This window comes from Mucilaginibacter rigui (assembly GCF_014773275.1).
In the GTDB taxonomy this organism is placed as follows: domain Bacteria; phylum Bacteroidota; class Bacteroidia; order Sphingobacteriales; family Sphingobacteriaceae; genus Mucilaginibacter; species Mucilaginibacter rigui_A.
On record NZ_JACWMW010000001.1, the window covers coordinates 1,148,396 to 1,164,149 of the forward strand.

Consider the following 15,754-nt stretch of genomic DNA (forward strand, 5'->3'; position numbering starts at 1 on the left):
AGATATTACGATGAATAAAAGATATATAAAGCTAATTGGCTTGGTTATGTTAATAACCACATTTACAGGATGTAAAAAATGGATTGAAAGTAACCCTCACGATCGTTTTGTGGTTACCGACCTTGATTATCTGAAGTCTGAAAGTGATTACCGTACCATGGCTATCAGCGTTTATTCGCCGCTGCAATGGTTAAACCAGGTAGTTGTGATAGGCGATATTGCATCAGATAATTCGGTTGCAGGTGGCGAAAGCGCATCAGATGTTTTACCTCTGCAGCAAATTGATGATTTTACACTAACATCAACAAATTCAACACTGTACGATCTGTGGCAGGTAGCTTATGAAGGTGTTAACCGCTCTAATTATCTTATACAATATAAAGAGAAAAATAAAGCAGGCGAAACGGTTGACTTTAATGGCAAAGATGCCCTTTACGGTGAAATATACTTTTTACGTGCTTACTATTATTTTACGCTGGTAAAAATGTGGGGCGATGTGCCGTTGTTTACCAATGGCCGCTTTGACAATAACGACGCGAAATCATTAAAACGAGCACCTAAAGCCGAGGTTTATGCACAAATTGAAACCGACCTTAAGGCAGCTATAGCGGCTTTACCGGTAAATCAGGATCAAAAAGGCAGGGTAACCAAATATGCGGCACAAGCATTATTAGGTAAGGTTTATTTGTATGAAAACAAATTTAACGATGCCGATGCCGTACTTGAGCCAATTATTACCTCAAACGCATTCTCATTGGTGAGCGATTATGCCTCTATCTATCTGGCTGCGGGCGAGAACGGCCCCGAGTCGGTTTTTGAGATCCAGTACACTAACGGTTCGCCATATTACAACTGGGGCGGGGCAACCCGTGGCCAGGGTAATTATGCGGTACAGCAAAACGGTATAAGGGGTATAAATGGTAGTGCCGCCATGCCTTATGCTGCAGGCTGGAGCACTAACCTTCCAACCCAAAACCTGGCCGCTGCATACGCTGCGGGCGATCAGCGTAAAGCTATCACAGCGTTTGATATTGAAGCTTATAAAACAGCCCATCCCGAGTATGGTATTACATACCAGGTAGCTCCTTACAAAAACACCGGTTTATATAACGGTAAGTATTTGCCGCGCAAAGGCGAAACATCCGGCCAGGTTGAGTTGAACTACCTGAACAATTTTAGGGTTTTAAGATACGCTGAAGTGTTATTGATGGCTGCCGAAGCAAATAACAGGTCAACCACCCCTAATGACCTTAAAGCGCAGGATTACCTGAACCGCGTACGTGCCCGTGCATTCGGAGACGATACACATAAGGTAACAGCTACAGGCAATACGTTGAAACAAGCAATATGGGACGAACGCCGCTTAGAACTTGCTATGGACGGCGACCGCTTTTTTGACCTCGTAAGAACAGGGCAGGCTGCCACAAAGCTTACAGGCTTTGTAGCAGGCAAACACGAGGTTTTCCCTATACCACAGGAAGAAATAAACGTTACAGGCATACCACAAAACACCGGATACTAATTCATAAAATAACAAGATCATGAATGCGAAAAAATATTTTTTGAGTATAACCTTGCTACTGGCTGTTATTGCGGGCTGTAAAAAGGAATCATTTGACGATACATCGTTTGTTAACAGCGGTGTATCTGAGCCGGCAAAGCTGTCGGTATTATTTAATATTACACAGGATAACACGGGCCTGGTTACCATTTTCCCTTCGGGCGAAGGTGCAACCATATATGATGTTTACTACGGAGATGGCACAGAAAGCTTTGTTAAAGTTGGCGCCGGTAAAAACACACAGCATACCTACAAGGAGGGTGTTTATACGGTAAAGATAGTGGCCCACGGAATTAACGGGAAAACAACCGAATTAAGCCAGGGGCTTACCGTATCATTTAAGGCCCCTGAAAATTTAAAAACTACAGTTACCACCAATGGCTTAACAATTAATGTTGGCGCCACTGCTGATTATGAAACCATGTTTCATGTATATTACGGTGATGAAACAACAAGCAACCCCGAGCCTTATGATTCATTCCTGGAAGCACAAACAGCTACACATACGTACGCAAGCGCAGGTAGCTATGTGGTAAGGGTGGTTGCATTAAGCGGCGGTATTGCAACAACTAAACACGAGGAAACTATTAAAGTAGGCAAACAAATAGACTTGCCTTTAACTTTTGATGACCCTAATTATGATTACACCACCAGCGATTTTGGCGGTAACGTATCAAGTGTAGCTGCAGATCCGGCTAATGCTGCAAACAAAGTTTTAAAAGTTATTAAACCCGGTGGCGCCGAGGTTTGGGCAGGTACAACTTTAGGTACCGCTACAGGCTTTGCAAATAAAGTAGCGGTAACCGCTGCCAACTCAAAATTGACAGCGCGTGTTTATTCACCTGCTGCCGGTTTAACTGTAAAATTAAAATTAGAAGATCATAACGACGGTACAAAGTCTGTTGAAACAGATGCAGTAACAACCGTAGCTAATGCATGGCAAACTTTAACATTCGATTTTAATAATAATTCGGCTGGTACACCCGCTTTAAACCCGGCATTTATTTATGATAAAGCTTCAATGTTTTTTGATTTTAACGTAGGAGGCAGCGGCAAGGTGTTTTATATGGACGACCTGAAAATGACCGCCCCTATCCAAAAGATCAGCTTACCGGTTACCTTTGATGCACCAAATACAGATTACACCGTAATTGATTTTGGTAACAACATTACCGTTGATGCTGTTGACCCAACAAACCCGGCTAACAAAGTTAAGAAGACCACCAAACCGGGCAACGCCGAAACCTGGGCTGGGGTTACTATTGGTACAGCGGCAGGCTTCCCAACTAAAGTGCCCATAACATCAGCCTTTGCTCAGTTAAGCCTGCGTGTGTATTCGCCTGCAGCAGGTATAACCATCAAGCTGAAGTTAGAAGACCATGCCGATAACACTAAAGCTGTTGAAACAGATGCGGTGACAACTGTTGCTAACCAATGGGAAACTTTAACTTTCAATTTCCTGAATAACTCTGCAGGTACACCGGCCTTTAACCCGGCTTATAATTACGATAAAGCTTCCGTGTTTTTCGACTTTAACGTAGGCGGTTCTGGTAAAGTGTTTTACTGGGATGATCTGAAATTGGTACCCGCACCATCATCTGTATTAGGTATCCCGCTTGATTTTCAATCAACAACCCTAAACTATGCCTTTACCGATTTTGATGGCGGCGCGGTAACCATCGTAAACAACCCCAATGCTTCTGGTATTAATACCAGCACCAAGGTTGCCAAAATGGTTAAAAACCCCGGTGCTACTTATGGCGGAAGTTTCCTTGCGTTGGATAACCCGATAGATTTTTCTACCAAAAAAACCTTTAAAATGAAGGTGTACTCGCCAAGGGTGGGTGCTAAGGTATTGTTAAAGGTTGAGAACCTGACCAACGGTGGTATCAGCTACGAAAAAGAGGTGCTTACTACCAAGGCAAACGAATGGGAAGAATTAACCTTTGATTACTCCGGCATCAATACAGCAAACTCATACCAAAAGGTGGTGCTGATATTTGATAACGGTACATCGGGTGATGGTTCGGCCAATTACACATTCTATTTAGATGATATCACACTTAATTAATTTATAGAGCGATGAAAATTAATATAAAAGCATTAATAACCATCTGTTTGGCAGCCGTTATAATTGTAATAGGCTGTAAAAAGCAAGAGTATACCTTTGGTAAAATAGTTACCCCGAAGGATTTAACCCTGTCGACCGTTATTGAAGGTGCAGATGCGGCAAACCCTGCCGGGGCAGGTTCTGGTAACGTTACCATTAAAACATCGGCCACCGGCGCCATTTCGTACAAAATAGATTTTGGCGATGGTAACACCAAAATAGTAAGCGAAGGCGAATTGGTACACAAATACACCAACCCGGGCACTTCTGATTACACTATTGTAGTGAGTGCTATAGGAACCGGTGGTGTAACCACAACTACAACACAAAAGATCACCGTGTTTGTGGCGTTCGAAATCCCGGCAGCAATTATGAAAAATCTTACAAATGGCAGTTCGCAAACATGGGTTATAGATCGTAAAACACCCGGCCATGTAGGTGTAGGCCCTCTTGATACTTATACATCAACCTATTACAGCGCACAGCCTGACGAACGCGCTGAATGCTTATATGATGATGAGATAACCTTTACCAAGGATGGAAGCAGCATAAATATGACGATAAACAATAAAGGGCAATCGTTTTTCACAGCAGCCGCCACCGCTTTCTATGGTAAATCAGGAGGAGATAATTGTTATGACCTTGACGTTACCGGCGTTAAAAAGCTTGCCTTTATGGATGCCACATCCGGTTCAACTTCGGCAAACTCTACACGCATACAATTTACAGTGCCGGGTAACGGGCTTATAGCATTTGGTACTGGTGGTACTACTTACGAGCTTATGGAGCTTACTGCTACAAATATTACCGTACGTAGTATTGGTATTGACGGCCTTGCATGGTATCAGAAATTTAAACTTAAACCATAATAAGCATGAAACACACACATAAATATATACTGATAGCACTGGTGGCATTGTTTGCCGGCTGCAGTAAAAAAAACGATGGGGCGAATAATATAGCAGATAAGCCCGCTAACATTGTTATAACCCCTACGGTAAGTGCAGATAACAGTGGCACAGTAACCTTTGCCGTAACAGCAGACAACGCGATATCTTACGAGTTTGATTTTGGTAACGGTGTTTTCCAGAACAGTACAGACGGTAAGGTGACGTACAAGTACCCGGTAGCGGGTACTTATACCGTAAAAGTTACAGCTAAAAGCCAAAGCGGCAAAATAACTGTAAAAACAATACAGGTAAATGTGTCTGCAGCCGAAGCCCTAATTTGGTCGGATGAGTTTACTACTGCCGGTGCGCCCGATCCGGGTAAATGGGGATATGATCTTGGCAATAACAACGGCTGGGGTAATAACGAGCTGGAGTACTATACCAACCGCACAGATAACGCGGTGGTAAGTAACGGTACTTTAAAAATAAACCTTAAAAAAGAAGATTACAACGGTTTTGGTTATACCTCAGCCAGGCTTTTAACCAAAGGTAAGTTCAATTTTAAATATGGCCGCGTAGAAGTTAAAGCAAAGTTGCCTACCGGTGTGGGCACATGGCCGGCAATATGGGCGCTTGGCAGTAATGTTGATACTACACCATGGCCTGCCTGTGGCGAGATAGATATTATGGAGCATGTGGGTAAACAGCAAAACACCATATTCTCTACCATGCACTATCCTGGCCACTATGGCGGCGGGGGTGTAGGGGGCACTACCCAAAACCCTACTGCTTCAACAGAATTCCATGTTTACAGTCTGGATTGGACGCCGGCAACTTTGAAGTTCGCTATTGACGGTGTTGTATATTATACGTTCCCGAATAGTGCCGACCTGCCATTTAACAACAATTTCTTCCTGATACTTAACGTAGCAATGGGAGGTAATTTCGGCGGCCCGGCGGTCGACCCTAATTTTACCAGCAGTACGATGGAGGTAGATTACGTACGCGTATATAAATAATCAAAATTAAAGTTAAACGCCATTTAATTAAATGGCGTTTAACTTATTAAAAAATCCCCTAATTATATTATGCTTTATAAAAAGTGTATTTATGTGGCTGCTGTTGCGGCTGCAATAACTATAAGTACGTCCTGCTCATCTGTCAAAAAAAGTTCGGCTACAGGGTATGCCAAAGGTGATGTGGTTTTTTTTGATGATTTTTCAGGCACCCACCTTGATCGTAATAAATGGACCCCGGAAGTGCCCGGTTTTAACGGGAATAACGAGCTGCAAACTTATGTAGACTCATCATCTGTAATGTACCTCGAGGATGGCCTATTGGTGTTAAAGCCCAAATACTTGCCTAAGTTTAAAAATGTTGAGGGCAGGGAGTACGATTTTATTTCGGCCAGGATAAACACCCGCGGCAAATTTGATTTTACTTACGGTACGGCCGAGGCCAGGATAAAAGTTACGGCGGGCGAAGGTTTATGGCCTGCCTGGTGGATGCTGGGGAACGGTGCATGGCCTGATGCGGGAGAAATTGATATTATGGAATATGTAGGCGAGCCCGACTGGATAAGCGCGGCAGTACACGGCCCGGGTTACAGCGGCGAAACGCCTTTTGTAAACCGTTTATATTTTGATAAAGAGCACGATGCTACCCAATGGCATGTTTACGCTGTTGATTGGTCGCCCGAGGGGCTTGTATTTAAATACGATGGTGCACCCATGTTTCGCGTAACCCGCAAAATGGCCGAGCATTACGGCAAATGGATATTTGATAATAAGCAGTACCTGATACTTAACTATGCCCTTGGCGGTGGTTACCCGGCTAAGATAAATGGCATAAAGCAACCTTATTATGGCTTGCCCGAAAGCTCTGTTAATATGGTGAAAAACGGTGAAGCCAAAATGTGGGTAGACTGGGTTAAGGTGACTAAAACCAGGTGATATAAGTTAATAAACATTGATAATTTAAGGCCTGTAATTGATCAATTACGGGCCTTAAATTTTAAAAGCTGTTTGTAAAATACCCTGTATGTGAAAAGGTATTACTTTTAGATAAATAAAGTTGGTTTTGTTTATAGTTGCCAATAGGCTGGAAGCCTGTTCCGGTTTTGGTTCCATTCGGAAAAAAATGGAACAGGTTTAAATTTATAATTATTTGTAAACAGGTATTTATATTTAATCAATTTTCCCTTTTACAGCTTTCCTGCTTCCTGAAAAGGCCGTTTCAAGGCCTAAAAAAGGTGAATAAAAGCGTTATTTTGCCACTTTTTTACCCATATTTTGGTTGCATTTTTGGGCCAGTTATTATAAAATAGATTTTAAATTAATAATTCGATATTAAACAATTAGTTAGCTAAATATATCTCAAGTATTTATTGAAATACTGATAGCTCGTAAAATGGTAAATTTCTCGTTGTCAATATGTTCCGTTGTTCTATTCTCTCGTTTTAAAATGGAACAAACGGGTTAAGCTTACTTTTTTTGCAGAGCCTGTGCTATCGCTCTTTTAGCTAAAGGCTCCATCATTTTATAACCTTCAAGGTTAGGGTGTACACCATCTTTTGATAGTGCTAAAGGCAGTGCCCTTTTATTATCGGCCATAGCGGTGAAGTAATCAAGATAAACCATGTTGTTCTTTTTGGCATAGTTTAACAGCATTTCATTTAGGGTTTTAACCTTCTCTACCGGGTTTATAGCAGGCCGCCACGGGAACGCCGCCGCAGGCAATACCGATGATATCACCACTTTAATATTATTGGCTTTAGCCAATTCGGCCATCGAGAAAATATTACCTGCAACATCCTCCAGTTTTGATGGGCCGTTGTTTTCAGCTATATCGTTGATGCCTGCAAGTATCACTACCACAGCCGGTTTTAGGTTGATCACGTCCTCGCGGAAACGCAATAGCATTTGCCCTGTGGTTTGGCCGCTTATGCCGCGGTCGTAATAATTATTGCTTTTAAAAAAAGTCGAATCGTTATTGATCCAGAAATCGGTGATCGAATCTCCCATATAAACAACCCTTTTCTCACCTTTTGCAGGTGATTTTACGGCTTTGTTGGCTTCTTCATATCTTTTTATGTTTGGCCAGTCCTGCGCACCGGCAGTAAGGCTTAATAGCAATAATGTAGTAGTATAAATAGCGTTTTTCATAAGGTGCAATTTATAAAAAAATACTTCCGGCACTAATTGCAGCATTATATTTTTTATGCAAAGGTTACTTAACCCGGTTTATTGGTTTGTATAAAACTTTGTAATTGCTACTTTTAGCCATCATATTAAATACCCATGTTAAGACGCAACTTTATTAAGCTATCTGCTACCGGTTTTGCCGCGGTTATGTACAGCCGGTTAACGTACGCTACAGGCAGCGGTGCTTCGCTGATCAATCATCCTGACGAGGCCTGGGCACAGGTTGGTGACCAATGGGTTAAACTTACCGGTAAAGGCGGGTCCGTTTTTACCTACCGGGATATCAAAGCAGAGGTTAAAAACAGTGGTAACGCGCAGGCGGTATATATCCAATCTCCGGCGGCCGAATTACAGGCAATAAAGTTTAAGTGGAAATACCAAACATCAACATATCCCAAAGTATTAGGCGACCATTGGGAACGTACTTATGGTGATATGGCCTGGAAACCACCAGGTGAAGTGGTACGAAACCCATGGTATGTTTTACTTCATGACGATAAACAAACCGCATGCTTTGGTGTAAAAACCGGCTGCAGTACACTTTGCTGGTGGGGTGTAAAGCCTGATGGAATAGAATTGGTTATGGATACACGCTCTGGCGGGGTGGGGGTAAAACTTGGCCAGCGCACCTTGCATGCTGCAGATATTGTAACCGGCATGAGTAAGGCAGGGCAAACCCCTTACGCAACTCTTACTGATTTTTGCAAAGTAATGTGCACAAAACCACGGTTGCCAAAACAACCCGTTTACGGTATTAACGATTGGTATGTGGTGTATGGAAAAAACTCTTATCAAACCATAAGTGACCAAACAGCCGCTATGGCCGAGTTGGTTACAGATACAAACAACCGCCCGTTTTCTGTTATTGACGATGGCTGGCAACATGCCGACGATTTTTCGATTGTGAACGATAAATTTAAGGATATGCATAAAATGGCCGATGAAATAAAAAGCCATGGTATGCTCCCGGGTTTATGGACACGCCCCTTAATTGCCCGTAAGGATGATAGTAAAAGCTTGTTAGCCCCCCAAATACCAGGTCGTAGTCAGCAAGGTGATGAACTGATCCTCGACCCAACTATACCCGAAAACCTTGCAAGGGTTAAGCGTAATATAACTTTGTATAAGCAGTGGGGATACAACATGGTAAAACATGATTACAGCAGTTGGGACATTTTTGGCAGGTGGGGTATGCAGATGAAAGATAGTTTTACAGCCCCCGGCTGGAAGTTTCAGGATCAAACAAAAACCAACGCCGAGATCATCAACACACTCTATCATACGATAAGGGAAGCCGCTGGCGATATGTATATTATTGGCTGTAATACTATGAGCCATCTATCTGCCGGAGTATTCGAGCTTAATCGCATTGGTGATGATACCAGTGGGAAGGAGTGGCCGCGGACAAAAAAAATGGGGGTTAATACCCTGGGATTTCGCCTGCCGCAAAATAAAGCATTTTACGCTGCCGATGGCGACTGCGTGGGTTTAACAAAAGATGTTGCCTGGGATAAGAATAAGCAATGGTTGCTATTACTGGCAGAAAGCGGTTCGCCGCTCTTTATATCGGCAGAGCTGGATATATTGGATGCAGAAAAAAAAACAGCCATAAAGCAAGCCTTTACCAACGCTGCCAAAGTGCAGCCCAACGGCGAACCGCTGGATTGGTTAATAAACCCCTTTCCCGAAAAATGGAGCCTAAACGGTAGGGAAATTTCCTTTAATTGGGATTAAACAACTATTTGTTATAACAAGGGCCATCCAAACAGGGTGGCTCTTGTGCTTTTGAATAATTTAAATGCATAAACTATTGTGTAGTTAAATAACTACATTTATATTTGTAGTCAAATAGCTACGCGATGAACTTAAGAAGAGATGTATTCCAGGCCATAGCCGACCCAACCAGGAGGGCAATATTATTGTTGGTTGCTGCGCAAGCCATGACAGCTGGTGCAATAGCCTCACACTTTGATACTGCAAGGCCAACAGTTTCAAAACACCTGCAAATACTTACCGAGTGCGAATTGCTAAAACAGGAGCAAAGCGGCAGGGAGATCCACTATCACATTAACGCAAAAAAAATGAAGGAAGTAGCCGAATTTATTGAGCCGTTCCGAAAAATGTGGGATGACAGGTTTAATTTGTTAGAAACCGTAATGAAAAACTATAAAAACAAATAACATGGAACTGAAAACCAAAATCAAAGCTGAAGAGGGCAAGCAGGACCTGGTAATAACCAGAGAGTTTGATTTGCCTTTGGAACTACTTTTTAAAGCATTTACAGAGCCCGAAATTATTGAGCAATGGATGGGAACAAAGGTATTGAAGCTGGAAAGTAAAAAGCACGGCAGCTGGCAATTTGAAACATCAGATGCTAAGGGAAATGTGGTGTTTAAAGCCAATGGTACCATCCATGAGTTTATACCCAACCAGAAGATAACCCGCACATTTGAAATGGAGAATGCGCCTTTTGGCGTGCAGCTTGAGTTGCATGAGTTTGAAAAACTTACTGACGATACAAGCAAGCTTACGATACACAGCATATATGAATCAGGCATGCTTAGGGATCAGATGCTGAAGTTGCCTTTTACCCGGGGAATCAATATGGCACATAACCGTTTACAGGATATTGCAACCAAATTAAGATAACAACATCATGGAGAAGACAAAGTTATTCATCTACTGGCTCACAACACTCCTGGTAGCTACAGGAATGACAGGGAGTGGCCTGGCGCAAATACTCCAGGCAAAAGAAATGGTTGACCTGATTGCACCCTTAGGTTACCCATTGTAGCTGCTGTACATTATTGGTATATGGAAGATACTTGGTGTGATAGCTATTTTACTGCCGGGGTTTAAGCTTGTTAAGGAATGGGCTTATGCAGGGCTGTTTTTTGTGATGACAGGTGCTTTTGCTTCACATTTGTTGAGTGGCGATCATAGCATACAAGGGCTTATCGGGCCATTTTTCCAAACCGTTTTTATTATCTTGTCTTGGTATTTCAGGCCTGCGAACAGAAAGATCATTTTAGTTAACTAACCCTTGAACAGTATGAACCCAAAGGTTGATTTTTATTTTAATAAGGCCAAAAGGTGGCAGAATGAGGTCAGGAAGCTAAGAACTATCATCCTGGATTGCGGCCTAACTGAGGAATTGAAATGGGGGTGCCCGTGTTACACCTATCAAGAAAGCAACATCGTTTTAATACACCATTTTAAGGAGTACTGTGCGCTTTTATTCTTTAAAGGCGTATTGTTGAACGATGCTGATGGCATCCTGATCCAGCAAACGGAGAATGTGCAATCGGCACGCCAAATCCGGTTCACTAACATCGATGAGGTTACAGAACGGGAAGCTATCATAAAAACTTATGTTTTTGAAGCTATTGAGGTAGAAAAAGCCGGGCTGGAAGTGAATTTTAAAACGACCGCTGATTTTAAAGTGGCCGAAGAGTTTCAAAGTAAATTAGACGGAAGCGCAGTACTTAAAACTGCATTTGAGGCCCTAACACCCGGCAGGCAAAAAGCATATCTGTTGCACTTTTCGGCCCCTAAACAATCAAAAACCCGCGAGGCAAGGGTTGAAAAGTGTATACCACAAATTTTAGCCGGTAAAGGATTGAATGATTAATATAATTGCAACCTAAACAGTAAACACATATATTAAATAGGCGGGGCTGATAAAACAAAAAACCTCTTCAAAATAATTGAAGAGGTTTTGATACTTGGTATCGCTATTGTCGGGATGGCAGGATTCGAACCTGCGGCCTCCACATCCCAAATGTGGCGCGATACCGGGCTACGCTACATCCCGATTGGGATTGCAAAGGTAGCTTTTTTGTGTAGCTGTGCAAACTTTTTTTTAAAGAATTTGTAAGGGGTTGTTTAACCAATTCATTTGCAAAAGTTTAGCATCAAAACTTTTTTTTACCAGCCTTAAATATGCCTCTAATCGCAGTGAAACACTTCAAATAGTACATATGTAGTATTGACCATTGTTTAAAATGGCTGTTACTTTATACAATAGCAATATTACCGTAAAAGGGTATTTGCTGCAAAAACTTTATTGCTTGAAAAACTGGCGAGCTGTAAGGTTATAACATACCGGTAGTCGTACTATAAAAATAGGGGGAATGCGGCTACAAGGTAAAAGCCCCGTATCAGCAAGTGGTACGGGGCTTAACTATTCAAATGCAATAGCAATTAATTGCCAACTTTAAAATCATACGTTTGCCGTACCAGCTTGCCATCTAAATTTAAACCTTCAACTATAACATGGTATGTGCCGGGCTCATCGGCAGTAAAGTAACTTATGGATGCCTTACCATCTACACCGGTAACAACATTGGGCTGCCAGTAAATAGTTGATCTAAGATCAGCTTCTGCATCTCTGTCGCTTGGCTGATCATAAGCAGGCGAATAAAATTCTCTTTGAGGAGTGTAACCCTTTACCATGATGCGGTCGAGATAAGTGATAGGCAACCTGTACATTTCTCCACCTTTTTTAAGGGTAATTTGGATAACACCCCAAACACCTGCGTCGCCATAAATTACGGTGCTTGCGCCTGATGTAAAAAGCTCAACACCTTCTACGTCCATTGGCGAAATATCCTTTAAGGTGCTTGGATCAATCGTCATGCCGTCTACCATTACAGTCATAGGTTCGCCTCTGGGCCTTGTTAATGATGTTACCCTACCAATCCGGTAAACGATATCATTTCTTACTTCTACACCCGCCACGCCATAAAAAGCTTGTAGCAAATTTGTGTAACTAACCATTCGTTCTTTACTTAAAACTACATCTGCACCGTTTAATCCCAATGCTTTAGACCCCTTTACGGTACTGGTAGAGCCAGTTTTTTTATCTTTTATAAGCACTTCTTTAAGCATGGTGGTTCTGCCCGGTGTGCCTCCGGGGAATTGATCGAACCTTTTTTGAGTGTTCATTAAATAATCTACAAAATTATTAGATGCGACATCCTCATTACCCAATTTGTATGAATTGTATTTAGGTACAGGTACCCTGTTTAATGCTATTCGTACCCTGTCTTTACCTTTCGCGTTTTTAGCTCGTACCACAAATTTTACATCATTCGTAAAGCTAAAGCCATCTATTACAAAATTTCCTTTTTCGTCGGTTATTGTATCTACCAAAAGCGGGCCTTGCGGTGTATTGCCATATAAGGCAAGTTTGCCGTTTGGTATGGGCTTATTACCGATAGTTGTAACTGTGCCGCTTACGCCAATGCTTTTTTGTGGCTGATAGGTAATATCGCCTGTTTTGCCGGCTTTTACATCAGCCCATTTAAAACGGCGCCAACCCTGGGTTAAAAGTAAATAGTCGAGATGTTTTGCCCTGTCTATGTTTGCGGGATTAAAGTAATAGTTTGGCTTTTCTATATAGCCTTTAAGGTCTGATGTTAGCAGTAGGTTCGAACAGATGGTTACCTGGTCGTCTTCATCAACCTTTACCTTATTCGCATCAGTAACAGCTATTGACAGATTGCCTTGTATAGGGTTTCCGTCAGCATCGTTCAAGGCAAGCCGCATCTGCACTTTTTCGCGCTTGCTATAAGCCGTTTTGTTACTGGTGATATTCATTTTCAACTGATCGTTCCGCTCAACAAAAACCAGGCGCTCTGCCACAGGGGCAGACTCGGCCGATAGTAATGTTACCTGTAATATACCTGTATTGAACAGGCTTTTAGCCACATTCATCTTAACATAAGGCTGGTCTATTTTTGCTTTTACGGCATATTTAACCACGTTGTTTTGCTGCATGATCAAAGCCGCCGCCTTGCCCACAAGTAGTTTGCTCGCCGATATGAGTATAGTAACACTATCTGTACGGGTGTTATTTACAGCAAGTACATATCCCTCATTATCTGCAACCGGCATGGGGTAGCGGGTTTCTTTACCGGATGCATCTTTTACAACAGCTGTATATTTATTACCGGCTATTGGCTGTAATGGAAATACGCCCATACCTGCATGCGATGATTCAAACTCGGCTACTGTTTGGTTGTTTTGGTCAACAACAGAACCGGTTATATTTGCACCGTAACCGTTAGGTAACAGCGCTTTAAAACCAACTTTTGATCTGATGCCGTAAACAAGACGCCCCCCTTCCGGAAAAAACTGCACATCAACCTTACCAACACTGTTAACTACCGAAAATCGCCTTTTAACGGAGTTGTCTTTATCCATAAAAATTTCTGTTTCTAAATACGCATCATTCACATATTGGCTTTTTAGAGTTTTTTCGAGTGTTATTTTGCCTTCACCATCGGTAATTGTTTTGCCGGAAGAAAGCGTTGTGCCCTTTGATATAAGGGCGTAGCTTACAGATTTGCCCGCCATAGGGTTCTTGTCGGCCAGGTTTAAATAAGTAATACTGGTTTTCACCTTTGAATCGGGCTCGAATTTAAAGTTAGCTTTAGCCAATACGTTGGTAAACGTACGGGCATCGCCAATTACTATGTCTTTGTTAAATATAAAATCATCACCAAAATTCTGCATCCAGCGGGTATAGGCTTTTATGTGATATTTTCCTGTGCTTACCAGCGAGTCTGTTAGCTTAAAATCGCCGTTGCCTAAACCATTATTAAGTGGCACAACTGAACTTTGGTGAACAGAATCCTGCTCATCAACCAGATCTACATAAAGCACATTACTAATGGTCGACAGCTCATTTTTTTCAGAATTTACCACATAAGCTTTAAACCAAATATCATCGCCAATACTATAAAAAGGCTTATCTAAATGTAAGTGTACTTTTTCCTGTGGATGATCTTCCTGCCATTTATTAATATTGGTTATCAGGTTTTTAAGCCAGTCGTCATCAGTAAAAGCAGTAAATAAAAGTGTTAAGGGTAGTGCGAAGGATAGCAGTACTAATAGTTTTCTTTTCATGTAGAAATAAGGAGTAGGTGTTATTTGATGAAAGATACGTAATTAAAAAGAGAATAGAAAGGTAATCCCGATCGGCTTTTTTATGCTTTAAAAACGCCCTGATGATACATTCGAATCAAATTTAGTGTAAGCAGCAAGGAGGGGGCTTACCATGCTTAAACCTGTGTGCGCACGTTTGTGGTTAGCTTATATTGCTCTGGCGACATGCCCATGTATTTCTTAAACACCCTTGAAAAGTAATACGGATCATCGTAACCCAAATCCATAGCTATGGTTTTTATTTTAGCCTCGTTGGCGTACAGAAACTGGCAGGCCTTCTGCATTTTCAGGTGTATAAAGTAGTCAATAGGGGGCATGCCAGTAGCCTTTCGAAACAAACTCGAAAAATGCGAGCTGGATAATTTATGCTGGCCGGCCATATCTTCTACCGTCATTTTCTTCTCAATATTATCCTTCATGTTGATGATGGTTGAGGTGATAATATCTTCCGCACTGCTTTGCTCATTGTTGGTGATATGCTTGTGCGGGAACAAAAAGGTTGCTACTAAATTATACAGGCAAAAACTGGCATTGCATAAGTTTTCAATACTGTAACCCATTTCAAGGTTTTGATAAATGTTGTTCCATATATCAAGCGCCTTATTATTAAAAGGGATCTGTACCGGCCCCTTAAATTCACCAATATTTAACGACTTGTTGAAATTTTCAATATCATCACCAGTAAAATGCACCCAGTAAATCGTCCATGGGTCTTCTTCGTCGGCCCAGTAGCGCATGTAAACTTCTGTTTTAGGGGTAATAAAGAATTGATTAGGGGTAACCTCAAATTTCTTCTTATCCATCACATAATAACCTTTTCCCTTAATACAATAGATGAGTATGTTGTCATCACACCCCCGGCGCCTTTCTTTATAATGATAAGAAGCTTTAGGAAAATATCCTATTTGGGTTATATAGATATTAAATAAAGCAGGATATCTTTTAACATACTCTTTTAATACTTTTTGTGGTATACTAATTAGTTTTTCACCGTCAAAACCATCTTTTCTTTTAAAAGAATTACCCATAGCTTAATTTG

14 protein-coding genes and 1 tRNA gene are annotated in these 15,754 nt (G+C 41.7%); 11 read left to right on the forward strand and 4 right to left on the reverse strand.

The features are described from left to right. The first annotated feature begins 10 nt into the window (after nt 1-10). From IDJ75_RS05140 to IDJ75_RS05160, 5 genes are all read left to right on the forward strand, one after another. On the forward strand, nt 11-1,522 hold the full coding sequence (locus tag IDJ75_RS05140; protein WP_191174517.1) for a RagB/SusD family nutrient uptake outer membrane protein: 1,512 nt from the start codon (nt 11-13) through the stop codon (nt 1,520-1,522). A 19-nt stretch (nt 1,523-1,541) separates the two neighbouring features. After that, nucleotides 1,542-3,632: a hypothetical protein gene (locus IDJ75_RS05145; RefSeq protein WP_191174518.1), complete on the forward strand. Its 2,091-nt coding sequence runs from the start codon at nt 1,542-1,544 to the stop codon at nt 3,630-3,632. Between the two features lie 11 nt (nt 3,633-3,643). Continuing rightward, on the forward strand, nt 3,644-4,540 hold the full coding sequence (locus IDJ75_RS05150) for a PKD domain-containing protein (protein ID WP_191174519.1): 897 nt from the start codon (nt 3,644-3,646) through the stop codon (nt 4,538-4,540). Nucleotides 4,541-4,545: 5 nt separating this feature from the next. Then, nucleotides 4,546-5,580, forward strand: a complete 1,035-nt coding sequence (locus tag IDJ75_RS05155) for a family 16 glycosylhydrolase (RefSeq protein WP_191174520.1) — start codon at nt 4,546-4,548, stop codon at nt 5,578-5,580. A gap of 69 nt (nt 5,581-5,649) precedes the next feature. After that, a complete protein-coding gene (locus IDJ75_RS05160) occupies nt 5,650-6,513 on the forward strand; it encodes a glycoside hydrolase family 16 protein (RefSeq protein WP_191174521.1) in 864 nt (287 codons plus the stop codon). 531 nt (nt 6,514-7,044) lie between these two features. On the opposite strand, the gene IDJ75_RS05165 is transcribed toward IDJ75_RS05160, so the two are convergent. Further along, a complete protein-coding gene (locus IDJ75_RS05165) occupies nt 7,045-7,725 on the reverse strand; it encodes an SGNH/GDSL hydrolase family protein (protein ID WP_191174522.1) in 681 nt (226 codons plus the stop codon). Nucleotides 7,726-7,860: 135 nt separating this feature from the next. Between IDJ75_RS05165 and IDJ75_RS05170 the strand changes: the two genes are divergently transcribed. From IDJ75_RS05170 to IDJ75_RS05190, 6 genes are all read left to right on the forward strand, one after another. Continuing rightward, nucleotides 7,861-9,498, forward strand: a complete 1,638-nt coding sequence (locus tag IDJ75_RS05170) for an alpha-amylase family protein (RefSeq protein WP_191174523.1) — start codon at nt 7,861-7,863, stop codon at nt 9,496-9,498. 125 nt (nt 9,499-9,623) lie between these two features. Continuing rightward, nucleotides 9,624-9,944: an ArsR/SmtB family transcription factor gene (locus IDJ75_RS05175; protein ID WP_191174524.1), complete on the forward strand. Its 321-nt coding sequence runs from the start codon at nt 9,624-9,626 to the stop codon at nt 9,942-9,944. 1 nt (nt 9,945) lies between these two features. Next, nucleotides 9,946-10,413: an SRPBCC family protein gene (locus tag IDJ75_RS05180; protein ID WP_191174525.1), complete on the forward strand. Its 468-nt coding sequence runs from the start codon at nt 9,946-9,948 to the stop codon at nt 10,411-10,413. Between the two features lie 7 nt (nt 10,414-10,420). Beyond that, nucleotides 10,421-10,558, forward strand: a complete 138-nt coding sequence (locus IDJ75_RS21110; RefSeq protein WP_224746483.1) for a hypothetical protein — start codon at nt 10,421-10,423, stop codon at nt 10,556-10,558. 12 nt (nt 10,559-10,570) lie between these two features. Then, nucleotides 10,571-10,804, forward strand: coding sequence for a DoxX family protein (locus IDJ75_RS21115; RefSeq protein WP_317173746.1), 234 nt, complete (start codon nt 10,571-10,573; stop codon nt 10,802-10,804). A gap of 12 nt (nt 10,805-10,816) precedes the next feature. Further along, nucleotides 10,817-11,395 carry a YdeI/OmpD-associated family protein gene (locus tag IDJ75_RS05190; RefSeq protein ID WP_191174526.1) on the forward strand — a complete coding sequence of 193 codons (579 nt, stop codon included), beginning with the start codon at nt 10,817-10,819 and terminating at the stop codon, nt 11,393-11,395. Between the two features lie 109 nt (nt 11,396-11,504). Here the strand turns inward: IDJ75_RS05190 and IDJ75_RS05195 are convergent. From IDJ75_RS05195 to IDJ75_RS05205, 3 genes are all read right to left on the reverse strand, one after another. After that, nucleotides 11,505-11,578 (reverse strand) — tRNA-Pro (locus IDJ75_RS05195). A 389-nt stretch (nt 11,579-11,967) separates the two neighbouring features. Beyond that, entirely contained in the window at nt 11,968-14,676 is a 2,709-nt protein-coding gene (locus tag IDJ75_RS05200) for a TonB-dependent receptor (protein WP_191174527.1), read from the reverse strand. A gap of 155 nt (nt 14,677-14,831) precedes the next feature. After that, on the reverse strand, nt 14,832-15,743 hold the full coding sequence (locus tag IDJ75_RS05205; protein WP_191174528.1) for an AraC family transcriptional regulator: 912 nt from the start codon (nt 15,741-15,743) through the stop codon (nt 14,832-14,834). Nucleotides 15,744-15,754 lie beyond the last annotated feature (11 nt).